The 21,197-nt window shown below is 61.5% G+C and carries 23 protein-coding genes; 8 read left to right on the forward strand and 15 right to left on the reverse strand.

The window, feature by feature from the left end:
- Positions 1 to 17: 17 nt before the first annotated feature.
- The 4 genes from era (at position 18) to recO (ending at position 3,332) form a co-directional block, all read left to right on the forward strand.
- The gene (gene era, locus CCGE531_RS06310) at positions 18 to 962 is read left to right on the forward strand and encodes a GTPase Era (RefSeq protein WP_120663425.1); all 945 of its coding nucleotides are present in this window, start codon (positions 18 to 20) and stop codon (positions 960 to 962) included.
- A gap of 86 nt (positions 963 to 1,048) precedes the next feature.
- On the forward strand, positions 1,049 to 1,804 hold the full coding sequence (locus CCGE531_RS06315) for a Crp/Fnr family transcriptional regulator (RefSeq protein WP_120663426.1): 756 nt from the start codon (positions 1,049 to 1,051) through the stop codon (positions 1,802 to 1,804).
- A 192-nt stretch (positions 1,805 to 1,996) separates the two neighbouring features.
- Positions 1,997 to 2,506: a response regulator gene (locus CCGE531_RS06320; protein WP_245458994.1), complete on the forward strand. Its 510-nt coding sequence runs from the start codon at positions 1,997 to 1,999 to the stop codon at positions 2,504 to 2,506.
- Between the two features lie 58 nt (positions 2,507 to 2,564).
- Positions 2,565 to 3,332, forward strand: coding sequence for a DNA repair protein RecO (recO, locus tag CCGE531_RS06325; protein WP_120663428.1), 768 nt, complete (start codon positions 2,565 to 2,567; stop codon positions 3,330 to 3,332).
- A 72-nt stretch (positions 3,333 to 3,404) separates the two neighbouring features.
- Here recO and CCGE531_RS06330 read toward each other — a convergent pair whose 3' ends face one another.
- From CCGE531_RS06330 to CCGE531_RS06350, 5 genes are all read right to left on the reverse strand, one after another.
- The gene (locus tag CCGE531_RS06330; protein ID WP_120663429.1) at positions 3,405 to 4,085 is read right to left on the reverse strand and encodes a peroxiredoxin-like family protein; all 681 of its coding nucleotides are present in this window, start codon (positions 4,083 to 4,085) and stop codon (positions 3,405 to 3,407) included.
- Between the two features lie 73 nt (positions 4,086 to 4,158).
- Entirely contained in the window at positions 4,159 to 7,404 is a 3,246-nt protein-coding gene (locus tag CCGE531_RS06335) for an adenylate/guanylate cyclase domain-containing protein (RefSeq protein ID WP_120663430.1), read from the reverse strand.
- Between the two features lie 122 nt (positions 7,405 to 7,526).
- The gene (locus CCGE531_RS06340; protein ID WP_120663431.1) at positions 7,527 to 8,375 is read right to left on the reverse strand and encodes an MOSC domain-containing protein; all 849 of its coding nucleotides are present in this window, start codon (positions 8,373 to 8,375) and stop codon (positions 7,527 to 7,529) included.
- A gap of 9 nt (positions 8,376 to 8,384) precedes the next feature.
- Positions 8,385 to 9,038 (reverse strand): HD domain-containing protein, encoded by a 654-nt coding sequence (locus CCGE531_RS06345; RefSeq protein ID WP_245458995.1) that lies wholly within the window; start codon positions 9,036 to 9,038, stop codon positions 8,385 to 8,387.
- 73 nt (positions 9,039 to 9,111) lie between these two features.
- Positions 9,112 to 11,874, reverse strand: a complete 2,763-nt coding sequence (locus tag CCGE531_RS06350) for a DUF2339 domain-containing protein (RefSeq protein ID WP_245458996.1) — start codon at positions 11,872 to 11,874, stop codon at positions 9,112 to 9,114.
- 291 nt (positions 11,875 to 12,165) lie between these two features.
- Between CCGE531_RS06350 and CCGE531_RS06355 the strand changes: the two genes are divergently transcribed.
- Positions 12,166 to 12,507 (forward strand): hypothetical protein, encoded by a 342-nt coding sequence (locus tag CCGE531_RS06355; protein WP_120663433.1) that lies wholly within the window; start codon positions 12,166 to 12,168, stop codon positions 12,505 to 12,507.
- A 165-nt stretch (positions 12,508 to 12,672) separates the two neighbouring features.
- Positions 12,673 to 13,185, forward strand: coding sequence for a superoxide dismutase family protein (locus CCGE531_RS06360; RefSeq protein WP_120663434.1), 513 nt, complete (start codon positions 12,673 to 12,675; stop codon positions 13,183 to 13,185).
- Between the two features lie 35 nt (positions 13,186 to 13,220).
- Here the strand turns inward: CCGE531_RS06360 and CCGE531_RS06365 are convergent, their stop codons facing one another.
- The 7 genes from CCGE531_RS06365 to CCGE531_RS06395 all read right to left on the reverse strand — a co-directional run bounded on the left by CCGE531_RS06365 (position 13,221) and on the right by CCGE531_RS06395 (position 17,362).
- Positions 13,221 to 13,739, reverse strand: coding sequence for a tyrosine phosphatase family protein (locus CCGE531_RS06365; protein ID WP_120663435.1), 519 nt, complete (start codon positions 13,737 to 13,739; stop codon positions 13,221 to 13,223).
- Positions 13,736 to 14,353 (reverse strand): HD family hydrolase, encoded by a 618-nt coding sequence (locus CCGE531_RS06370; protein WP_120663436.1) that lies wholly within the window; start codon positions 14,351 to 14,353, stop codon positions 13,736 to 13,738. The genes CCGE531_RS06365 and CCGE531_RS06370 overlap by 4 nt, the downstream gene beginning before the upstream one ends.
- On the reverse strand, positions 14,350 to 15,189 hold the full coding sequence (locus CCGE531_RS06375) for a folate-binding protein YgfZ (RefSeq protein WP_120666555.1): 840 nt from the start codon (positions 15,187 to 15,189) through the stop codon (positions 14,350 to 14,352). The genes CCGE531_RS06370 and CCGE531_RS06375 overlap by 4 nt, the downstream gene beginning before the upstream one ends.
- Before the next feature lie 73 nt (positions 15,190 to 15,262).
- Positions 15,263 to 16,024, reverse strand: a complete 762-nt coding sequence (locus tag CCGE531_RS06380; RefSeq protein WP_120663437.1) for a hypothetical protein — start codon at positions 16,022 to 16,024, stop codon at positions 15,263 to 15,265.
- Between the two features lie 16 nt (positions 16,025 to 16,040).
- Positions 16,041 to 16,298, reverse strand: coding sequence for a hypothetical protein (locus CCGE531_RS06385; RefSeq protein ID WP_034507811.1), 258 nt, complete (start codon positions 16,296 to 16,298; stop codon positions 16,041 to 16,043).
- Between the two features lie 104 nt (positions 16,299 to 16,402).
- Positions 16,403 to 16,846 carry a TIGR02301 family protein gene (locus tag CCGE531_RS06390; RefSeq protein ID WP_120666556.1) on the reverse strand — a complete coding sequence of 148 codons (444 nt, stop codon included), beginning with the start codon at positions 16,844 to 16,846 and terminating at the stop codon, positions 16,403 to 16,405.
- 96 nt (positions 16,847 to 16,942) lie between these two features.
- On the reverse strand, positions 16,943 to 17,362 hold the full coding sequence (locus CCGE531_RS06395; RefSeq protein WP_120663438.1) for an NUDIX domain-containing protein: 420 nt from the start codon (positions 17,360 to 17,362) through the stop codon (positions 16,943 to 16,945).
- A 163-nt stretch (positions 17,363 to 17,525) separates the two neighbouring features.
- On the opposite strand from CCGE531_RS06395, the gene CCGE531_RS06400 reads away from it, so the two are divergent.
- Entirely contained in the window at positions 17,526 to 17,846 is a 321-nt protein-coding gene (locus CCGE531_RS06400) for a YnfA family protein (protein ID WP_120663439.1), read from the forward strand.
- 37 nt (positions 17,847 to 17,883) lie between these two features.
- Positions 17,884 to 18,648, forward strand: a complete 765-nt coding sequence (locus CCGE531_RS06405) for an SOS response-associated peptidase (RefSeq protein ID WP_120663440.1) — start codon at positions 17,884 to 17,886, stop codon at positions 18,646 to 18,648.
- Positions 18,649 to 18,724: 76 nt separating this feature from the next.
- Here the strand turns inward: CCGE531_RS06405 and CCGE531_RS34150 are convergent, their stop codons facing one another.
- The 3 genes from CCGE531_RS34150 to CCGE531_RS06415 all read right to left on the reverse strand — a co-directional run bounded on the left by CCGE531_RS34150 (position 18,725) and on the right by CCGE531_RS06415 (position 20,859).
- Positions 18,725 to 18,865, reverse strand: coding sequence for a hypothetical protein (locus tag CCGE531_RS34150; protein ID WP_162943854.1), 141 nt, complete (start codon positions 18,863 to 18,865; stop codon positions 18,725 to 18,727).
- Positions 18,866 to 19,178: 313 nt separating this feature from the next.
- A complete protein-coding gene (gene pssA, locus CCGE531_RS06410) occupies positions 19,179 to 20,039 on the reverse strand; it encodes a CDP-diacylglycerol--serine O-phosphatidyltransferase (protein ID WP_120663441.1) in 861 nt (286 codons plus the stop codon).
- 121 nt (positions 20,040 to 20,160) lie between these two features.
- Positions 20,161 to 20,859, reverse strand: coding sequence for a phosphatidylserine decarboxylase (locus CCGE531_RS06415; RefSeq protein WP_120663442.1), 699 nt, complete (start codon positions 20,857 to 20,859; stop codon positions 20,161 to 20,163).
- Between the last annotated feature and the right edge of the window lie 338 nt (positions 20,860 to 21,197).

A 21,197-nucleotide genomic window follows, 5' to 3' on the forward strand; every position in this document is an offset into this window, starting at 1 on the left:
CGGGGAATAATGGAAAAATGAGCAATCAGCAGGATACGCCCGCCGAGGACGGCGCGGTTGAACATATCGGCCCGACGCATTCGGGTTTCGTGGCCCTTATCGGCCCCACCAATGCCGGCAAGTCGACGCTCGTCAACCGGCTCGTGGGCGCGAAGGTTTCGATCGTCAGCCACAAGGTACAGACGACCCGCGCGATCGTGCGCGGTATCGCCATTCACAACAATGCGCAGATCGTCTTCATGGATACGCCCGGCATCTTCAGGCCGCGCCGCCGTCTCGACCGCGCAATGGTGACGTCGGCCTGGGGCGGCGCCAAGGATGCCGATCTCATCATGCTGCTGATCGACAGCGAGCGTGGTTTGCGCGGTGATGCCGAGGCCATTCTGGAAGGGCTGAAAGAGGTTTCGCAGCCGAAGATCCTGGTGCTGAACAAGATCGACCGCGTCCGTCGCGAGGATCTGCTGGCGCTCGCCGCCGCGGCCAATGAGAAGATCGCCTTCGATCAGACCTTCATGATCTCGGCCGAAAATGGCTCCGGCTGCGACGACGTCATGGACTATCTGGCGAAAACCTTGCCGGAAGGACCCTGGTACTATCCCGAGGATCAGATTTCGGATCTGCCGATGCGGCAGCTTGCCGCCGAAATCACCCGCGAAAAGCTGTTTCTGCGCCTGCATCAGGAGCTTCCCTATTCCTCGCATGTCGAGACGGAAAAGTGGGAGGAGCGCAAGGACGGTTCGGTGCGCATCGAACAGGTGATCTATGTCGAGCGCGAAAGCCAGAAGAAGATTGCCCTTGGCAAGGGCGGCGAGGCGATCAAGGCGATTTCGACCGCATCGCGCAAGGAGCTCTCCGAAATCCTGGAGCAGCCGGTACATCTTTTCCTCTTCGTCAAGGTTCGCGAGAACTGGGGAGATGATCCAGAGCGTTTCCGGGAGATGGGGCTGGACTTCCCGCGTTAATCGAGCTTTGCTTCCATGAGTGCTTTTATATTGCAGCGGTTTATCGGGCATATCGCCCACACCGCTGCAATTCAGGGGAGCGTTTCATGGCCAAGGCCGCTGCGACGATGCATGGACAGCGAACATCCTGCCAACGCTGTCCATTAAGGTCTCTGCCGCATTTTCGTGAATTCGAGCGCGATGAGCTGAATTTCATCAACAGCTTCAAGAGGGGCGAGCTGTTTGTCGACGCCGGCGCCACGATTTTCCTCGAAGGTGCCCACAGTGCCCACCTGTTCACCATCCTGTCGGGATGGGGTTTTCGCTACAAAACGTTGGAGGACGGCCGACGCCAGATCCTCAACTATGTGATGCCCGGCGATCTCATCGGGCTGCAGGGTTCGATCATGGGAGAGATGCAGCACTCGACCGAAGCGCTGTCGCCGGTATCACTCTGCGTTTTCGAGCGCACCGAATTGATGACCCTCTACAATTCGCACGCCTCTCTTGCCTTCGACCTGACGTGGATTGCTGCAAGGGAGGAGCGGATTCTGGACGAACATCTCCTAAGCATCGGGCGCAGGTCCGCGGTCGAGCGCGCTGCCTATCTGATCGCATACTTGCACCAGCGCGCGAGCGCGCTTCGCCTCTTCAATGGCAGCAAGGTCATCCCCGTCACGCAGCAGCATGTGGCGGACACGCTCGGCCTCTCCGTTGTTCACACCAACAAGACATTGAAAAAGTTGGCCGCACGAGGATTGCTTCTCTGGCAGGAGCGAGGCTGCGAGGTTTTGGATGATGAAGGGCTTGCCGCACTCGCCGGTTGGGACGGACTTGATTCGGGCAAGCGTCCCTTCATTTAGAGGCAATTTTTGTGATCGGACGCATGTCTTTTTTAAATGCTGACGGCAAGTGTATCAGCATAGATTATTCTCACCGTCACTTTTCCACCAGTTTCACCTTTTACTAACCCCGGCGGCAAAAGCGATTGGAGCACGTCAACGAGCCCATAGTGCCGCAGCGCAAAAAGTGCGAAGCGGTTTGGAGGCAAGGTCATGTTTCAAGAGACCAAGCCAGTACGAATGGAGAAATCCGTTCACTCATTACGGGCCGATGATCGGCGCCGGAGGGATAGATGTGGGACTTTTTACGGGCAGCGCCAGCTGGCGCGCGCATGCAAGGATGGCGTTGATATGACGTTTCAGCGCGTCCTTATTCTGGAAGACAATCTCATCATCGCCATGGAGGCGGAGGAAATTCTTCGTCTCGTGGGAATTCAACAGATTGAGATTGCTTCAAATCTGGAACAGGCGGTCAACGCTGTTCATTCCGAACACTATGATTTTGCGATGCTGGACGTGAACCTCGGGGAGTCGACGAGCTTCGGCTTTGCCCGATTGTTGATGGATCGCGGCATCTCCTTTGGTTTTGTCAGCGGTTATTCCGACACGCTCGATTTCCCGGCGGATCTGCGGCATGTGCCGCTTTTGAACAAGCCTTTCGATGAGCAGTCCATGCGCCTCTTTGTCCGGACATTGGAGGCCGGCGGTTCCCGTGCCATGTGACAGCGGCGGGCATTTGTCCTAAATTCGAATCGCAAAAATCTTTCGGGGCAACCGGCCGATGCAGTGGCAGGACCATGCGATCATCCTGGGCGTCAAGCGCCTTGGCGAGACCAGCGTCATCGCCGAGGTGATGACGCGTGCGCGCGGGCGCCATATGGGGCTGGTACGATCGGGCCGTTCGCGCGCCATGCAGCCGGTGCTGCAGGCCGGCAATCTCGTCGAGATAACCTGGCGGGCAAGGCTGCATGAGCATCTTGGCGAGTTTCGCATGGAACCGATTACGCTCCGGGCCGCGCGGCTGATGGAGACTGCGACGGCCGTCTATGGCGTGCAGGCGATGGCCGCCTTGCTGCGGTTGCTGCCGGAGCGTGATCCGCATCCGCATCTCTACGATGCGCTCGACGTGATCCTCGAAAACCTGCAGAATCCCGCCGATGCCGGTGAGCTTTTCGTGCGCTTTGAACTGGCCGTGCTGAACGATCTGGGCTTCGGCCTCGATTTGACCGAATGCGCGGCAACCGGCGTGCGCGAGGACTTGGCTTTCGTTTCGCCGAAGACCGGGCGTGCCGTCTGTCGTGCGGCCGGCACGCCTTGGGCGGACAAGATGCTGGCGCTGCCGCCGTTTCTCTCAACCGGAGCCTTGGTCGCCGCGGATACGGAAAGCCTCGCGGCCGCCTTCCGCCTGACCGGCTTCTTCCTGCATCGCCATGTCTACGAACCGCGCGGCATAGAGATCGCCGCGGCGCGCGAGGGCTTTATTCAGGCCGCGATGAAGGCGCTGAATGCAGCGTCGCAGGAGCGGTCAACCGCTGCAGCCAAAAGGTAGAGCAAGTCGCGCAAAAGTGCGCGGCAAATAGGATCATGCTCAAGCGTGTTCGGAGCTGAAAGACCGCTCGCTTCAAACAGCCATGTTCGATGCCGCCGACATCACCTCACGCGGGGCGGGAATGCCGAACATATGACGACCGGCCTCTTCGGCTTCGGTGAAACACCAGCGGATGACGCCATCCCGATCGAGCAGGAATTCACCGACGAGCTGGCCTTCGCCGGTGGCAACCATCTGTTTGTCGTCCTCCGTGATTTCGTACCCGTCCGCCTTGTCGAGGAACTCCATCGCCGTCATCGGATCCATGGGCTGGGGAAGTTCGCCGGGCATGTCGATGCGCATCGACCGCACGGCACTGATGCCGACCTTGTGCGGCCAGTCGGTCTCATCTTCGGTGAACTGGACATTCGGCAGGCCGAAGGCCTTGTGCGATACCCGCTCCGGATCGGAAGCGGCCAGCAGATTGGGAAGCGGATGGAAGCGGAAATAGAGGCGCGCGCGTTCGATCGGCGTGTTGACGACGGTCAGGCTATCGATGCCTTTTTCCTGCAATGCATCGGTGAGTTCGGCCATGGCGGCGATCTGCCGACGGCAGAAGGGACAATGCAACCCGCGGAACAACCCGACAAGCACCGGCTTCTGGCCGCGAAAATCGTCGATGGCGATCTTGCCCTGGCGAGTGATCGCATCCAGCACAACGTTCGGCGCGCGATCTCCAGGCTGCAATGGTCTTTCGGTGTGGTTCTCCTGCATGTTTCGTTCCTCCCTTTATGTGTTTGGATCGGTTCTCCCAACGAATCTCGGACGATCGTCCTGACGAGAACAGTCAGTCGAGAAACGGCAATACGACGAGTGTGCCTGGATCGAGGTTGTGGCGGATGCATACATCCTGTGCCAGCGTGAAAAATCGCTCTGCCTCGGCCAGATCGTCATGTTCCAGGCTCAGTGTCGCCAAGCCATCATAGCATGGAAAGAGCAGTTGCGGTTCATCGATTTCCTTCGCGACCTCAAGAGCTTCCTCGTAATACCTGCGCGCTAGCTTCGGCTGGCCGTGACATTGATGGATCTGTCCGAGGACGATCAAGGGCACGGAAAGGTGATCGCGCTGATCGAGCGCCCGGTCGATCTCCACCGCCTTCTCCGCTGCCGGCACGCCCTCGGCGGCGCAGCGGTCGGTAAAGGTACAGCAGGAAACGGCGAGGTTGGCGAGAAGGCGCGCCTGGAAGCCGAGATCGCCGATGCGGGTCGCGACCTCCAGCCCGCGCCGGCAGATCCTGATGGCGTGGGCCGGATCGACGATGGTGTAGAGCACGCCAAGATTGGAATAGGCGCGACAGGCAGCACTTTGCAGATCGGCTTTTTCGGCGACCGTGAGGCTGCGCTCCACTTCCTGCACGGCATCGCGGCGGCGGCCGAGCCGCGCAAGAGCCGCGCCCTTGGTGTTCAGCGCCTCCGCCATTGCGCGTGCCGCCTCCCGTCCGGCCTCGGTCGTTCCGTCGATGGGGAGCGTTTCCAGCCGTTGCAGGGCCTGCGTCGCCCATTCGGCGGCTGCGGCCTGGTCGCCCATGCGGAAGGCCAGATGGCCGCGCTCCTGCAGGAGATGCGCGTGTTCGACCGGTGCGTCGATCGTCGCGATCATAGCTTCCGCCTCGGCGCAATGTGCCTCGGCTTGATCACGGCGCCCCGCCTCGAGATGCAGTCGGCCGATTTTTCGCAGTATCCTCGCTGCCGCGATCCGATCGTCTCCCGTGCGATGGATCGCCAGCGCTTGCTGATAATGGTTCAAGGCAGCGTCGCGGCGGCCGGCAGGGCCGTAGAGATCGGCAAGGCGCTCCAGCAGCGCCAGTTGTTCCGGTGCCACCTCCGGCTCGTTTGCGAAGGTGGCAAGAGCCTGGCGGTAGAGGCGCATCGCGTCGTCATTGGCGTAGGTCTTGCGTGCCAGATCGCCGGCGGCCATCAGATAGGTGGCACCTTTCGCCTTCTCGGTGGTCAGGCTGAAGTGATGGCCGAGCTGGGCCAGATGCTCGGGCCGGTCAGGCGCTGAGCCATATTGGCGCTCCAGAACCCGGCCGATCCGGAGGTGAAGCTCCGTGCGCCGCTGCAACAGGAGATTATGGTAGATGACGTCGTGCAGTAGGGATTGGCTGAAGCGATAGGCGGGAGAAACACCGGCATCCGGCCCGCGCAATTCCTCGACGATATTGGCATCGCAGAGATAGTCCAACGCAGCATCGATGGCAGCCGGGTCGGTGGCGATGGTGCGGAGCAGAGCGGTGTCGAATTTCGGGCCGATCACCGCCGCCTCCTGTGCCAACCGCCTGATCTCCTGCGGCAGACGATCGACACGGGCGAGCAACAGCGCCTGCAGATTGACCGGAATATCGACATCCGTGTCTTCCGCCGCGACTTCCCAGCGCCGTCCGTCATTGTGCAGCCTGCCCATGTCGATCAATCCCCGAAGGATCTCCTCGATGAAGAGAGGATTGCCGCCGGCGCGATCGAGGATGCGCTGGCACACTGCGACCGGCAGCTTGCCATGACTCTCGCCGAAAAACGCGGCGAGCAGCTTCCGCCCGTCGGCTGCGACGAGTGGGCCGAGACGCTGCACTGTGACGCTGACCCGATTGGAATCCAGCGGGTCGATCTGCGATGTCGGCCGGTAGATCGCCAGCAGCATCAGCCGGCTGCGCTCCAGCCGATCCATCATGAAGCGAAGCACTTCCAGCGAGGCGGCGTCCGCCCAATGCAGATCCTCGATGACAAGCAGCAGGGGGCCTTGCGCCAGCCGCCGCTCGAAGACAGTGCGGACCGCATAGAAGATCTGACGCCGCAATTGCTCCGGCTCGATGTGCCGCAATGCTCCGTCGGGATCGCCGAGGCCGAGGACATGCAGGAAAAGCGGTAGAAGTCCGTCGATATCCTCCTGGGTGAGATCGAGCGCGCGGAACCCCATCGCCAGCAACTGTCGCATCCTGTCGAGATCGTCGCGCTCGCCGATGCCGTAGGCACTGCGCACGACCGCGGCAAGCGTCCCATAGGACTGTTCGCCAAGAGGGGAGCAGGTCGCCTTGCGGATGGCGAGGCCCGGAAAGCGGGCTGCATTGCCGGCAATGCCGATGAACTCGTTGACAAGGCGTGACTTGCCGATGCCGGCCTCGCCGATGAGGCGGACAAGTTGCGCCGCACCGCCGCAGGCAAGTTCGAGGCAGGTCTGCAGCCGCGACAATTCCGTATCCCGTCCGATCATCGGCGCCTGAAGGCCGAAACTCTCGAGCCCACGCGCTGTATGCGGCGCTTCCAAGGCGCCTGTCAGCCGATGGACAAGCACATTGCCGCTTTTGCCGCGCAAGGTCTGGGCGCCGAGACTGTCGAAGGCGAAGGCATGGCGGGTGAGGCGATAAGTCAGCGGACCGACGAGGATATCGTTTTCGCCCGCCATGGATTGCAGCCGTTGGGCGGTGTTCACCGTGTCGCCGGTCACGGAATAGGATTTGGTGCTGACGGCGCCGAAGCCGCCGGTGACGACAGGACCGCTATTGATGCCGATATGCAGGCGCAGCGGCACGCCGGCGCGCGGTTGCCAGCGCTCGCCGACCTGCGTTGCCCGATCGATCATATCGAGTGCGGCGTTCAGTGCCCGCACCGGATCGTCTTCATGAGCAACCGGCGCGCCGAACAGCGCTAGCAGCGCATCGCCGACGAACTTGTCGACGAAGCCGCCATAGGCCTCGACCGCTTGGGTCATCTCTTCGAACAATTCGTTCTGCAGCATCCGCATGACTTCCGGGTCGATCTGCTCGCTCAGTGTCGTGAAGCCGCAAAGATCCGCGAAAAGCACGGTCACCGGTCGCCGGTCGGCATCATCATTGGATTTTGCCGGTGTAGCCTTGATGTTTGGTTTGGCTGCGGGTTGGGCCTTGTCGGAAATCGCGGCGCCGCATCGGGGGCAGAAAGCAAAGTCAGGCTGGCAGGGATAGCTGCAAGAAGCACAGGAGATAGGCTGCCTTGCCCCGCATCGCGGACAGAAAGCAAAGCCGCTCTGAATATCGAAACCGCAGCCGACGCACTCCATCGGGCGCACCTCGCGCAAGCCCGCGTGCCACGGCTATCCCAGCCGCAACCGACGGGTTCAAAACGAGTGATAAGCATGCGCCTGCTGCGTTAGGTCTGCAAGCCAAACAAACGGCGGAACGATCATCGCCGCTTCAGAGCCCAGCCCTCCGGCCGTTCCTCAAGTACGGTCACCATATCGCCGATCTTCACCGAGCCTTCGCCGCGCGGCACGGCGTTCCAGCCGAAGAGCGGGCCGGGAACACGGCGGTCTGCCGACATGCGGATGCGGCCCATGGCGGGCATCGGGTTCGGCACCTCGCGCGAGCCGGTCTTCTGGTCCTGCGTCGTCATGATGCAGCGTGAGCAGGGCTTGACGAGATCGAGGCGAATGCCGCCGATCTCGATTGCCGCCCAACGGTCCTCCGGCCACTCCTCATCGATATCGATGACGATATTCGGGCGGAAGCGCTCCATGCCGACGGCGCCTTCGCCATGGGCGGCGAGATTGGCGTTGAGCGCATTCAGCGAACCGATGGTGGTGACGAGAATCGGATATCCGTCGGAAAACGTAACGGGTGCATCCTCGCCCGCCCATTCCGGGTTGGCGATGCGCTTTGCGAGCCTGTCGAAGAACACCATCCTGACCTCGCGGTCCATCCAGGCCGAAAGCGCCTTGTTGGTTTCCTCGTCGGCAACGGAGGCGCTGACGTTGGATTTCCAGACGACGATATCCATGCGGTTGTCGGGGTGGGGCGGCGGCACGATGATGTCGGCCTTGCCATCCATCTTCAGGCGCAGATGAGAGGGCGCCGGCTGGATATTGATCTGGGCCAGCGCCTGCAGCTCGCGCTGGGTGATGAATTGGCCGGAAGGGTCGACCAGCATGGCGCGACGATCGCCCGCGAGGCCGAAGGCGTCGATGGCGGCCGACGGAATGGCGATGCCGCGCGCGCTCTTGAGGGGATAGATGAAAAGATCGCTGACGCGCATGGATGGCCCTCAGATTTCGTCGATGAACATTGCCAGCACGGTTTTCAGCCGGTCGTGCCGCGCCTCGGCAAACTTGGCCCCGGTCCCGGTCTGGAATCCATCCGCCAGTTTGAACAGCTTCGTCTCAAAATGGTCAATGGCAAAGCGTTTGTCGTCGAGCGGCCGCTCGCCCGCCAGTGGATCGAACGGATCATAGAGGCCGGAGCCGAGACGCCCGGCAATGTAGAAACAGCGGGCAGCACCGACCATGCCGATGGCGTCCAGCCGGTCGGCATCCTGCAGGATCTTCGCTTCCAGCGTTTCCGGCGGCAGGTTTGCGGAGAAACTATGCGTGGTGATTGCATGCGCCGCAGCCGCAATATCCTCATCGGCCCATCCGAGTTGCCGCAGAATGCCCGAAGCCTTCTCGGCGGCAAGCCGCGAAGCCTGTGCCCGATGCGGCGAATTCTTCTCCACGGCAACACAATCATGCAGCAAGACGGCGGCGGCGAGAATGCGGGCGTTACCGCCTTCCTCGGCCTGAATGGCCATGGCATTGCGGAAGACGCGCAGGATATGGGCGATATCGTGCGAACCGTCGTCGCCATCCGCAGCGTGGGGGATGAGATCCACAGCCAGTGCTTCGAACGGGGCGAAAGCCCGCGCCATTCTGTTGGTGTCCATCTTCGGCCCCGCGTCGGAATGATCTGTCGGAATTATCTTATGCGTTCCTATCGAGCGTGGAGATTCGCCGCAATCATTCCGTGGCCTTCTTGCGCGTCAGGATCCTCTGGTAGAACAGGCCGATGCCGATCAGTACGGCGCCAAGGCCGATGAAGGAGAGGGCGCGCAGGAAGCCTTCGAGGTTTGCCATGTCGATCAGGAAAGCCTTGACGACGGCGATGAAGACCAGCGCCGCCGAGGCGATGCGCAAGCTACGGGCCTCGAAGCGGGTTCCGAGCCAGAGAAGAGCAATGCCGATCAGCAGCCAGACGACGGAATAGGAATAGAGCTCGCCCTGGATGAAGCCGTTCCAGAAGGGAATATATTCGCCCTGCCAGAAGCGGCGCACCGACAATGTCGCCCATGCGAAGGCCATGACGGCTGCCGCCAAGGCCAGCATGATGACATAGGGCGGAGGGCGTCGGTTGCGGGCATAGAGCGCCAGTCCGCCATAGGCGATACCAGGCAGCAGATAGGCAAGCAGCAGCAGGTTGAATACGGGGATCCGGCCCGTGCTTTCGCCCGTCATGAAAGGGTTCAATCCCAGCAGATGCAAGGTCAGGATCATGGCGACCGAAGCGACGCCGAGCGCCATGCCGCCGTAGCGGAAGACCGGACTTGCCGCGCTCAGATCGAGCGCCATCAGCGTCGCGGAAGCGCCGATTGCCAGCAGCGTATAGATCGATTGCTCGCCGAGCGTCGGAACCGCGTCGCTCAGGACGCCGCCGTTCATGGCGTGACGCACGAGAACGGCAATGGTCAGCAGCACGAGGAAGCAGGCAAGAGCTTGCAAGGCATTGCGCAGCCGCAGGCTCGGCGAATGGCGCGTGATGAAGGCCGCAAAGACGGCGAGGGCTGCCGGAATGCCGTAGCCGGCAAGCAGCATGTTGAAGAGCGGCGTCGTGCCGAGCTCCGCCGGATCGACGATGGTCGGCTGCCAGGCGATGCGTCCCATGGCGATGATCAGCGCGGCAACCATCGTCCACGGAAGAACAGGCCAATTGCGCATGCGTCCCGCCAGCAGGTAGACGATGCCGAGGACCGGCAGCAGGATCGTGGCGGTGGCATGATGCGCCAGCGTATGAAGTGCAAAGGCGGCCGCGGCAAAGGAGCCGGCGGCGAGAATGTTTGTCGGCAGATCTTGCGCCTCGCCTTCGCGGCGATATTGCCATTCGGCAAGCGCGATCAGCACGACAGCCAGCCCGACGCCATAAAGGCCATGCAGCCAGTCGAGCGTCCAGTTGCCGAAGTTGACGAAGCTGATCGTGGCGATCGCCAGCGGCGCGGCGGCCATGACAAGGCTCCAGAGAGCGGCATAGGGCTTCTCTTGCCTGGCGAAGCGTCCGAGGAAGAAGGCGCCGAGCAGCACGAAGATCGCGCCGAGGCCCAGCACTTCATAGAGCACCGTGCTTTGCAAGCTGACGGTGCCGTCCGTGCTGCTGCTTTCGACGCCGGCGATCCATCGAGTCAGGACACCGAATACGCCGATGATAGCGATGAGTGCGGACAGGATCGTTGCCCAGGCCGCGTAGAGGCGGCCGGCGCCGAAGGCCGCAACGGCGGCAACGACGGCCGCGAACATGAATGTGGCGTCGACGATGGGGTATCCCTGTTGAAGGCTGAAGGTGATGAGGCAGAGCGACACCGTGAGCGCGCCGATCGATGCCGTCAGCGTCATGCCGAGCGGCGCCCTGCCGAGAAACGCTGCCCATTGGCCACCTGCAGCTAGCGGCAAATGAATACCGTCAGCCGGCGTTGCCTCGGTACCTTCCTTTATCGGTTCCAAGACCGGGTAGGGCCCGGGCCAAAGGACGAGGGTGCCGCCGATCATTGCAAGCATGGAAAGCGTGACCGGCGTCAGGTCGACCACCGGGCTGAAGCTAATATAGAGCAATGGCCAGAGGCTCAGCAGCCCATTGGCAAGGGATGGCGCAATCAGCCAGCGGCGCAGGCGCGACGCCAATAGGGTGGCAAGCCAGGTCAGCACAAGATAGCCGAAGAGAATCCAGGGTCTCGGCGCGGTCGAAGCGATCAGCGCGGGGGTCGCCATCGATGCCAGAAGGCCGAGGCCGGCGAGTGCTTGTCCATGCAGCAGCGAGAGCCCGAGCGTGGCGAGCGAGATCAAAGCAAGCAGCGTGAAGGCTGTGGCCGGCCCGATGAAGCCATAGATGCCATGGGCCGCATAGGTGGAGCCGAACAGGGCAACGACGCCGGCAGCCGTCAGCACGCCGGGGATCATCGCATTCTGGAAGGCGTCGTTCAGCACCGGCGCGACGCGACGGCGGATCACTTCGCCCGCGGCAACCAGGACAAGGCCGAAGAGCGCCGCAAGGCCGAGCCGGACGCCGGGGCTGAGAAGGCCGCTTTCGATCGAATATTTGACCATGAAGATGCCGCCGAACGCCAGCGCGATGCCGCCGACCCAAACGGCCCAGCGTGCGCCGATCGTGCTCTCCAGGCTTTCCCTCGCCTCTATGGGTGTCTCGCTCGCAACGGGCGCAGGGCCTTCATCAAACGTATCGGCGATGCTGCGTTCGGCGGCGGCAGGTTCCAGGGTGTCGGCCGCCGAACCGTCGTCGATTGTCGCTTGCCGCCCGTCCTCGGCAGGCTGTGCCACAGCATGAGTCATTGAATCAGGCACGGGAATCGATTCGCCCGAATCCGCCGTCAGCACCTTGTCGGCAAGGGCATTTTGCAGCTCTTGGACGCGCGCTTCCAGCCGCTTTATCCTGACGTTGTGGCCTCGCAGCACCAGAATGCCGACGATCAGGATGACGAGCGGTAGCAATTCCATCATAGCTTCTCCCCAGGCGGTCAGTCGCACAATATACGAAACGGCTCGCGCGGTAAGAATAGATAATCAGATTTGCCTATGATTCCAGGGGATTATGCCAGGCAGCCTCATGCCGGCTCGCCAAAGAAATATTAGGAAACGCGGATTTACCGCTGAAAAACTATGGTTAATACTCATTAACAATTTGTCTTTACGGGCAGCGCGAAGCAGCTTAATAGCATTCCGTAGTTCAAATCCGAATGTATTGCGTGCAAACGACGTCGCATGAGGCGGCTCCTACCATAGGAGGTTTGTATGTCCCATGTTTCTTCCACATCCAGCAGTTCTTATCCGTATCGAGGCACTCTCTCGCGTCTCGACTCGAATGATGACGGCGTCCTCAGCCGTGGCGAGCGCGAAGCCGACGAGCGTCCCGGTATTCTCGAAGCCGATAATCCCGAGGGCGATACCGCCGACGGTTCGAACGGTGCTTTGGGCAGCTTGATGGCCAAGCTCATGCAGTTGCCGAATGCCGATGCCGCCTCGATGGCTCAATCGCCGAAATCCAGCGTCGCTTTCGATCTGGGCCCGCTGTCGCCGATGGATGCCTACAACAGCACCTACGGTCAGTATGACGTTGACAGCGTAGCGGCCTGACAAGACCTTATGCCCGATGATATTGGCGGCCTGCCGGGATACCGGCGGGTCGCCCTATCGTTTTGAAGTAGGTTCATTTTCCCGATCGCCGGAACACTCGTGCCTGTTATCGCGTTGGGCAATTGCCAAACAGAGCAGGGCAATCGGAACAGGGAGGGTCTTTCCATGAAGCGGATGATGATCGTTACAATTCTCGCGCTTGCAGCAGCCATGCCCGCTGCCGCGCAAACCCAAAGTGAAGGCACCGCGACCGCCGATTTTGTCGGTCTCGACGGCAAGCCGGCGGGGCGGGCGACCTTGACGGAGGGCAAGAAGGGCGTGCTGATCGAGATGGAGGTTTCCGGCCTGCCCGTCAATCGCTGGGTCGCCTTCCATATTCATGAAAACAGCCATTGCGACCACGACCACGGGTTTGAATCGGCCGGCAGCCATTTCAATCCCAGCAAGACCGAGCATGGCTTCCTCGCCGCCAATGGGCCGCATGCCGGCGACATGCCCAATCAGTACGTCGATGAGGATGGCAAGCTGCGTGCCCAGGTCTTCAACGGCATGGTGTCGCTAAACGGCAAGAATGGCATTCGCGGTCGCACGCTGATGATCCATGCCGATTCGGACGACTATCGCAGCCAGCCCGTCGGCGGCGCCGGCAAGCGCCTGGCATGCGCCATTATTCAATAACACCGCGAATACGTCGTTTTTTGCAGCCTATCGCCTTATGTGGCCAGTGGCAGCATGAAAGGTGCGTTGCCGTCCGCATCCGCGCCGCGGCCGATCTCCTTGACCGCGGCGATCAGGCGCCCCTGGCGTCCGAGCATGGCGTCGCCGATCGCGATCAGCCGGGAATTCGGCGTGGCAAATGGAGAGCTTGAGCGCAGGCGGCGGGCGAGCGTCAAATCGTCTTCCTCGGGGCGAATGGCCAAGGCCACGATCAGCGCCGCCGCCGGCGAGCGTGAAACGCCCATCCAGCAATGGATGAGCAAGGGTGCGCTACGGTCCCATCCGGTGGCGAAATCGACGATGGCGCGAACATGCGCCTCTTGGGGGGCGACGAGATCGCCGGTTCCGGCAAAGCTGATATCGTTCATGTTGAGCAGCAGATGACGATCCGCCTTGATGACCGCGGGACGGTGAAAAGCATGCTCCTTCGCCATCAGGCTGATCATCTCGCAGGCGCCATGCCGAACGGCCATTTCGGCTATACGCGCCAGCGGCGATACGACGATCGCCGTCATGCGCCGATCCTCATCGCGGCGCGCTCGGCCTCGATCGCCTCGAAGCGTTTAAGGAACATCCGCTGTGCCTCGATCGCCGGCATGGGATCGATCGGCAGCATCTCGCGCGTGATGTCGCGCGGCTGGCCGAAGAACTTGCGCGCTTCCTCGGGCGCGAAGCCGGCGAGCAGCGTCGCCTCGAAATAGGCCGAGATCGTATCGGCCTTCTTGATCTTTTCCTTGAGCTTTGGCGCGCAATGCGGGGGCAGGGCGAAGCGGCGGTAGATCGCTGATTCCAGCCGCTGTTCCACAAGCTTGTAGTCACCGCCGACGACGGACTTGAACGGCGAGATCATGTCGCCGATCACATATTCCGGAGCGTCATGCAACAGCGCGGCAAGACGTTCGTCGGGCGTCGCAGCGTTGAGGTGGCGGAAGATCGCCTCCACCACGAGGCTGTGCTGCGCTACCGAAAAGGCGTGGTCGCCGGAGGTTTGCCCATTCCAGCGCGCAACACGGGCAAGCCCGTGGGCAATGTCGCCGATCTCGACATCGAGCGGCGAAGGATCTAGCAGGTCGAGCCTGCGCCCGGAAAGCATGCGCTGCCAGGCGCGCTCAGTCTTGACCGATGTCATGCCGACGCCTCGTCGGACCGCTCGGGAAAGGAGAGGCCGGACCAGGCCGGAAGTGACACGGAGACCTCGACACCGGCAGCCCGTATCGGAGTGCCCTCGGCAATGGCTTCGCCGGCCCGGTCTGTGCGCACGATGGCAAGGCCCATATTGCCGACGGTCGAGCCGAGCGTGCCGATCGGCTTGCTGCCAACGGTCAGGTCCGTACCGGAAGCCGGCAGCTCGGCACTGCCCTTGACGATGACGACGCGTCTGCGCGCCGTGCCGCGATGCTGCATGCGGGAGACGACTTCCTGGCCGACATAGCAGCCCTTGCGGAAGCCCAGACCGCCGTTGAGATCCATCAGGACATCATGGGGGAAGGCATCCTGCAGCGCGAAATCGCGGCCCGAGACGGCGACGCCGTTGGCGATCCGCAGCTCGTCATAAAGGGTCTCGGCATCGTTCCCATGCTCGCCGGGCATGCGGGTCAGCACGATGCCCGCCTTGGCGAAGCGGCTGTCTTTGGGACCGTCTGCAACAGCATCACCCCACGCGACGGTGACGCCCTGAACCTCCTCCATGCCGAAATCGACCTTGGCGCGCAGCCGATACATGGTGAGCCGCTTCAGCAGGCTCTCTCGTTGCGCGGTGTCGGTTTCAAGCAGAAAGCCGGCGCCATCTAGCCAGATCATGAAATCGAACAGGATCTTGCCCTGCGGTGTCAGCAGGGAGCCCGGGCGCGCTTCATCGGCGCCGAGCGAGACGAGATCGGTGGTAATGAGATTGTGCAGAAACGCTTCTGCCTCCACGCCGGCAATACGGATGAAGGAACGCTCTCTCAGGAATACGGCTGGCATGATGGATCCGCTGATTTGGCCTATCACGCAGAGGTAGGGCCTTCGGCGGGGAACCGCAAGTTCCCCGACCGGATCATTCGCCCGAGGTGAAGAATTTCCAGCGGCCGTCCGGCGTGATGCCGACGCGATAGAAGTTATAGCCGCCGAATTCCAGCATGTCGGCATAGTCACCGGCCGTGACGATGCGCATCAGGTCGACCTTTTCCGGCGTGGAGAGCGTCTTGATGTCCTTCTGGGCAAAGTAGGGCCAGACATAGACCTCATCAGGGGTTCCCTGGCCGATATGGGCAAAGCCGGTCGACATGATGTCGAGGAGAATGGATAGAATCTCGATGCCATCGGGATCGCCCGAAAGATCGTGCAGGGTCTTGATCGGGTCCTCGCCGGGATCGTCGGCGGTGACCTGTGTCTGCTTGAGACCGGCACCGACATTCATCAGCGGACGCAGGCGCTCCAGATCGCCGGAGGCGGCAGCCTCCACGATCGCCGCGCGCAGCTTGCGCACCGGTTCCGGCGCCTTGTCGATGTCGAAGAGGAACTCGACCGATTTGTTCGCGTTCGAAGCGTCACCGCTGCTCTGGCCGGCCTGCTTGTTGATCAGCGGATCGGGCGCGGGCAGCGTATTGTTGTTCGAGGGCGCCTCCAGCGCCTGCTCGATAGGCTTCTCGTTCTTTTGTTGTGCGGTTTGGGTCGCGTCCTTCGCCTGGGACGCCGATGGATTGAGCTGGGAAAAGGCAAGGGCCGGCAATGGCAGGGCAGTGCTGCCCAAAAGCAGGGTCACGGCAGCAAGCGAGGCAATGGAACAGGAAAGCGCATTGCCCGGAAAGATACGCATAAGCAATCTCTGGTTGTTATTGCAGGGTACGGTTCGGAGAGAATTCACCAGCCAGCATGCGTTCACGCAACGATTCGAGCAAGGCTTCCGCTCCCTGCTCACCCTGAATGCGGATCGTCTCGCGAATAGCATGGGCAATGGCCGCATCGGCGATGATCTCAGGCTCGATACCGTCAGCCATGCCGTCGGCCCAAGCTTCATTCTGGTATTCCAGCGCTGCCTGCATCTTTTCATGGACGATCATGTCGTCGATTTCGTTCAGGCTGGTTTCCATTGCTTCTTTCCTTAAGACGTTCATGTCCTTACCACTTGCTTAACAACTTTATCAGCCTTTTCCCAAAACGACACGGCTCGCTATGAAAAGAGGTTAATAAATCGTCAATTTCCAAAGCGGGCTGCGATTTCTGTTGCCAGTGTTGCACCTTCGTTACGGTATCGCTCTTCCGCCACGAGAGCCTGCCGCGTGCAATTCGTGTAAACCGATGCGAAGGACCGATACCCACGGTTGAAGGCTGCCGTCAGCTTTTCTTTGCGTTTCTGCTCGCCCTTGGTCTCCGTATCGAGCAATTGCTGCATATCGCCCCGCCATCCGTCTTCCCGTCTCGGACTGCAGAGATTGCGCAAATAGTCGATCGAGCCGAGAATTTCGGCGAGCCGGGAAAGCTGCTCGTCATAGGGCGCCGGCCGTTCGACATTCCCGGCATCGGGCGCCTGAGCGGGCGGCGCGCTTGCTGCCGGCTGTGCCGCGGCGGGAAAGGCGGCACAGCCGGCAGCAAGCGCGATGCAGATCAGAAGCGGTCGGCCAAGGCTGTTATGAATCATGTAACCATGTTGACCGAACAAGCATGACGGGAACAAGGCGGGGCACGGGGTTTCCACGCCGATATTGCTCAGCATCGTTAATATCGCGGCCGGGCTTCAAGCTTTCGCGGCCACAAGCCGTTCCACGCATTCGAGTACGCTGGCCGGAACGGGCAGGCGGCGCACCTCCTCCAGCGTGTACCAGCCGATGGCGGCCGCGTCGTCGGCCGCCTCCGCAACAGCATCCTCGTCGGCGTCGACGAGAAAGACCGAAAGCAGGAAGTGGCTCGTCAGCGTCCCATCTGCTGCATGGGAGCGCAGGTCATAGGTTTCGAACAGGCGCGGATTGCGGGCCATTATGCCGGTTTCCTCCCCGAGCTCGCGCAAGGCCGCATCATCAGGCGTTTCTCCTTCTTCGGCCCGTCCGCCGGGAAAGGCATACATATCGGCGGACGGCGGATTGCTGCGCAGCACCAGCAGGAAACGACCGTTGCGCTCGAGGATGGCGGAGGAGGCAGGGCGGGGCAGGGAGGTCATGGATCGCGTCGCATCCGGGTGAGGAGATCGGGGTGATGATGGGAGGTTATCGACGACCAACCTCTACAGGAAACGGCCCTTGCTGTCCCTAGCGAAAGCCCCTTAACTCGCCCTCGATAGGCGCGGCGAGTCGCATGCGCCGAATGTGCGGGCGATCGTCGGGATGATTTACGGACTGTATGCTTTGGCGGCCTTGGCGGAAATTGCCGGTTGTTTTGCCTTTTGGGCCTGGATTCGCCTGGCAAAGCCCGTCTGGTGGCTTGCGCCCGGCCTCGTCTCGCTGGCGCTCTTTGCCTGGCTGCTCGCATTGGTGCCGAGCGACGCAGCCGGGCGCACCTTTGCTGCTTATGGCGGCGTCTATATCGTTGCCTCCATTCTCTGGCTCTGGCTGGCCGAGGGGCGGCTGCCGGATCGGTGGGACATATCGGGCGCCGTCGTTTGCCTTGGCGGCGCCGCGATCATTCTCTTCGGCCCTCGCGGCTAAGCTTGACCCGCCGCCTTCCGAGTGCAAAACAAAACGCATGTGCGGACGTTTCGCTTTGACATCGACGGCAGACTACGTGGGGGAGGCGCTCGGCGTCCTGCTGAATGAAGGTTTTCCTGCGCGCTACAACATCGCCCCGACACAGCCGATCCTCGTCGTCATCGCTGGCGACAGGCAGCTACCGGGCAGCAACCTGCCGGATCGCCGCGCCCTGCTCGTGCGCTGGGCCTTTACGCCCTCCTGGGTGAAGGATCCGAAGGAGTTTCCGCTGCTGATCAATGCGCGCGCGGAAACGGCGATCGGCAAGGCCTCCTTCCGCGCCGCCATGCGCCATCGCCGCATCCTCATTCCCGCATCCGGCTTTTACGAATGGCATCGCCCTTCGAAGGAAAGCGGCGAGAAGCCGCAGGCCTATTGGATCCGACCGCGGAACGGCGGCGTGATCGCCTTTGCCGGGCTGATGGAAACCTGGTCGTCGGCCGACGGTTCGGAGGTCGATACCGGCGCCATCCTGACGACGGCCGCAAACAGCGCGATCCGGTCCATCCATGACCGCATGCCCGTCGTCATCAAGCCGGAGGATTTTGCCCGCTGGCTCGATTGCAAGACGCAGGAGCCGCGTGAGGTCCTCGATCTGATGGCGCCGGCCCAGGAGGATTTTTTCGAGACGATTCCAGTTTCGGATCGCGTCAATAAGGTCGCCAACATGGGGCCGGACCTACAGATACCCGTAACGCTCGATCCGGTCAGGAAGCCGCCGAAGAAGGCGGATCCGGACGACGGCCAGTTAAGCCTTCTATAAGCGGCCGCCATTCGGCGGCCAGCGCCGGAAATGCTGCCTGCCGGCATTGGTCGGCGGCGGGCAGGGCTGTATGCTCTTAAGCGATCTTCTTCTTGGTGGGCTTGGTCTTCAGCATCAGATGGGCTGCAAGAACGGCTTTCAGGCCCAATGGGCGGTAATGCTTGCTGGGGTCGATCTTTGCTTGCGGTTGTGCCGCCTGGTCTTTCTTCTGTGTCATGTCTTACTCCTCACCATGCTCTCCCGGAGCATTTCTCGATTCACTATCAAGTAGTGCTATTTTGTCGAGAATCATGACAAATCGAAGGCATTTTCCAATCAGCTTTTGTGAACAACGACCATATTTCGCGAGTTTAGCGCCAAATCCTCGTGTAGAATCCGCACTGCCGCAATGTTTGAATTTGCCGAAAAGCGGGCTTCGGCGGCTCGCCATTCGATCCGTGACCGATCGCCACGTCCCTGATTTGATAAGGGAAACTTACAGACTTGCGGTTGCAGCAGGACGACGCCGGCAAAAGCTCGTGACGTGCTGGCTAGATATGTCGCCCGATATCGTCGTTGGAATCGTCGACATCCGGATCGCCAGGACCGTTGATGGTATAGGTGCCATATTTCTTCGCCCAGGACCGCGCGCCGAGGGGCAGGGAGAGCAGATAGGCGACCACGGTCACCACCATGACATGCCACGTATAGCTCATCAGCATCGCGACGTAGACGACGAGGCCGAGCATGACCGGCAGAACGAGGTCCCGCCTTATGCGGCTGCCTTCCGATTTGCCGGACCAGACGGGCAGGCGGCTGACCAGAAGGAAGGCGATCAGAACGGTGTAGGCAGCGCCCCAATAGGCGAAGGCGCGGTCCGGCGTCAGCCCCAGAAAGCCGAGGTAGACCGGCAGCAGCACCAGCATGGCGCCGGCCGGCGCGGGCACGCCGACGAAATATTCCGACTGCCATGAGGCCTTGTGTTCTCGCTCGGCCATGACGTTGAAGCGGGCGAGGCGAAGGCCAGCGGCAATCGTGTAGATCAGCGCGGCAATCCAGCCGAGGGAGCGGGCCTGGTCGAGCAGGAAGACATAGACGACAAGCGCCGGAGCGACGCCGAAATTGACGATATCCGCGAGCGAATCCATCTGCGCGCCGAATTTCGAAGTGGCCTTCATCAGCCGCGCCACGCGCCCGTCAATGCCGTCGAGGAAGGCGGCGACCAGCACGGCAACGACGGCAAGCTCGTAGCGGTTCTCGAAAGCGAGACGAATGCCCGTCAGGCCCGCGCAGATCGCCAGCACGGTGATCATGTTCGGCACGATCAGTCGCAGCGGGATTTCCCGAAGGCGCGGTCCACGAGCCTCGTCATTAGGCCCATGCGGCTCGAAAGGCGGAAAAGGCGTCTTCATCTCGTTCGTGTTCCTAGAGCAATTCCGGCAAAACTGCGAAGCAGGTTGGCGTCCGGAATTGCGTGAAAACAATGATATGGGGCATTTCCGCAACTCGGGTTAAAGCGGAAATGCTCGAGGTTCAGCTGCGGCGGCTAAGGGTTGCGCCCTTTGCCGAGCCGAATTCGGCAATGACGGTTTCGCCGGCGATCGCCCGTTGGCCGACGGCGACGCGCGCCGACGCACCCTCGGGCAGGAAGATATCGAGGCGCGAGCCGAAGCGGATCAGGCCGATGCGTTCGCCGGCGTCTAGCGGTTCGTTCGGATTGACGAAGCAAAGGATGCGGCGGGCGACGAGGCCGGCGATCTGCACGACGCCGATCTGGCCATGCTTGGTTTCGATGACGAGACCGTTGCGCTCGTTCTGTTCGCTGGCCTTGTCGAGTTCGGCATTGAGGAAACTGCCCTGGCGATAGGCGATGCTGGTGATGCGGCCGCGCATCGGCGAACGGTTCACATGGCAGTCGAAAACGTTCATGAAGATCGAGACGCGCAGCATCGGCTGCGTGCCGAGCTCGAGCTCCGCCGGCGGTGTCACCATCTGCACGCCGGAGACCTTTCCGTCGGCCGGCGATATTGCGAGATCGTCGTCCTGCGGCGTCATGCGTTCGGGATCGCGGAAGAAGTAGGCGCACCAGAGCGTGAGGATCAGGCCGATCCAGAAGAGCGGCTTGAAGATCCAGCCGAGCACGAGCGACGCGACGAAGAAGCCTGCAACGAAGGGATAACCCTCTTTGTGTACCGGAACGATGACGTTGCGTACGCTGTTCAATAAGCTCATCTATGGCTTACTCCGTTAGGGCACCCTCGCCAAAAACCGGGTCGCGGTCGCGGAGAGAGATCTTGCCGGTCAAAAGAATGAGAACAAGATACGCAGTCTTGCTCTGATTACCAGACGAGCGTGACTACAGGCAAATGCTGTCATGGGCAATGCTCTCGCACGCTCGCCCCCAGCGCAATCCGCGCTGTGCCAAGATGCCAACGATCCTCGGTGTTGAAAAGAGTTGCCTGTGGAAACTCGCGTCGGATGCAACGAAAAGGCCGCCGGCGGAAGCGGCGGCCTTACATGCTCAGCGGTTTTTCGTCCGGAATTGCTAGGAAACAAAGAGATGGAGCGGT

It is taken from the genome of Rhizobium sp. CCGE531 (assembly GCF_003627795.1).
Lineage (GTDB): Bacteria > Pseudomonadota > Alphaproteobacteria > Rhizobiales > Rhizobiaceae > Rhizobium.

What these genes read in the sequence shown, in the direction of transcription:
- era (WP_120663425.1), top strand. Translation starts at nt 18, where the DNA reads ATGAGCAATCAGCAGGATACGCCCGCCGAGGACGGCGCGGTTGAACAT.
- CCGE531_RS06315 (WP_120663426.1), top strand. Translation starts at nt 1,049, where the DNA reads ATGGCCAAGGCCGCTGCGACGATGCATGGACAGCGAACATCCTGCCAA.
- CCGE531_RS06320 (WP_245458994.1), top strand. Translation starts at nt 1,997, where the DNA reads ATGTTTCAAGAGACCAAGCCAGTACGAATGGAGAAATCCGTTCACTCA.
- recO (WP_120663428.1), top strand. Translation starts at nt 2,565, where the DNA reads ATGCAGTGGCAGGACCATGCGATCATCCTGGGCGTCAAGCGCCTTGGC.
- CCGE531_RS06330 (WP_120663429.1), bottom strand. Translation starts at nt 4,085, where the DNA reads ATGCAGGAGAACCACACCGAAAGACCATTGCAGCCTGGAGATCGCGCG.
- CCGE531_RS06335 (WP_120663430.1), bottom strand. Translation starts at nt 7,404, where the DNA reads ATGGAGTGCGTCGGCTGCGGTTTCGATATTCAGAGCGGCTTTGCTTTC.
- CCGE531_RS06340 (WP_120663431.1), bottom strand. Translation starts at nt 8,375, where the DNA reads ATGCGCGTCAGCGATCTTTTCATCTATCCCCTCAAGAGCGCGCGCGGC.
- CCGE531_RS06345 (WP_245458995.1), bottom strand. Translation starts at nt 9,038, where the DNA reads ATGGACACCAACAGAATGGCGCGGGCTTTCGCCCCGTTCGAAGCACTG.
- CCGE531_RS06350 (WP_245458996.1), bottom strand. Translation starts at nt 11,874, where the DNA reads ATGATGGAATTGCTACCGCTCGTCATCCTGATCGTCGGCATTCTGGTG.
- CCGE531_RS06355 (WP_120663433.1), top strand. Translation starts at nt 12,166, where the DNA reads ATGTCCCATGTTTCTTCCACATCCAGCAGTTCTTATCCGTATCGAGGC.
- CCGE531_RS06360 (WP_120663434.1), top strand. Translation starts at nt 12,673, where the DNA reads ATGAAGCGGATGATGATCGTTACAATTCTCGCGCTTGCAGCAGCCATG.
- CCGE531_RS06365 (WP_120663435.1), bottom strand. Translation starts at nt 13,739, where the DNA reads ATGACGGCGATCGTCGTATCGCCGCTGGCGCGTATAGCCGAAATGGCC.
- CCGE531_RS06370 (WP_120663436.1), bottom strand. Translation starts at nt 14,353, where the DNA reads ATGACATCGGTCAAGACTGAGCGCGCCTGGCAGCGCATGCTTTCCGGG.
- CCGE531_RS06375 (WP_120666555.1), bottom strand. Translation starts at nt 15,189, where the DNA reads ATGCCAGCCGTATTCCTGAGAGAGCGTTCCTTCATCCGTATTGCCGGC.
- CCGE531_RS06380 (WP_120663437.1), bottom strand. Translation starts at nt 16,024, where the DNA reads ATGCGTATCTTTCCGGGCAATGCGCTTTCCTGTTCCATTGCCTCGCTT.
- CCGE531_RS06385 (WP_034507811.1), bottom strand. Translation starts at nt 16,298, where the DNA reads ATGGAAACCAGCCTGAACGAAATCGACGACATGATCGTCCATGAAAAG.
- CCGE531_RS06390 (WP_120666556.1), bottom strand. Translation starts at nt 16,846, where the DNA reads ATGATTCATAACAGCCTTGGCCGACCGCTTCTGATCTGCATCGCGCTT.
- CCGE531_RS06395 (WP_120663438.1), bottom strand. Translation starts at nt 17,362, where the DNA reads ATGACCTCCCTGCCCCGCCCTGCCTCCTCCGCCATCCTCGAGCGCAAC.
- CCGE531_RS06400 (WP_120663439.1), top strand. Translation starts at nt 17,526, where the DNA reads ATGATTTACGGACTGTATGCTTTGGCGGCCTTGGCGGAAATTGCCGGT.
- CCGE531_RS06405 (WP_120663440.1), top strand. Translation starts at nt 17,884, where the DNA reads ATGTGCGGACGTTTCGCTTTGACATCGACGGCAGACTACGTGGGGGAG.
- CCGE531_RS34150 (WP_162943854.1), bottom strand. Translation starts at nt 18,865, where the DNA reads ATGACACAGAAGAAAGACCAGGCGGCACAACCGCAAGCAAAGATCGAC.
- pssA (WP_120663441.1), bottom strand. Translation starts at nt 20,039, where the DNA reads ATGAAGACGCCTTTTCCGCCTTTCGAGCCGCATGGGCCTAATGACGAG.
- CCGE531_RS06415 (WP_120663442.1), bottom strand. Translation starts at nt 20,859, where the DNA reads ATGAGCTTATTGAACAGCGTACGCAACGTCATCGTTCCGGTACACAAA.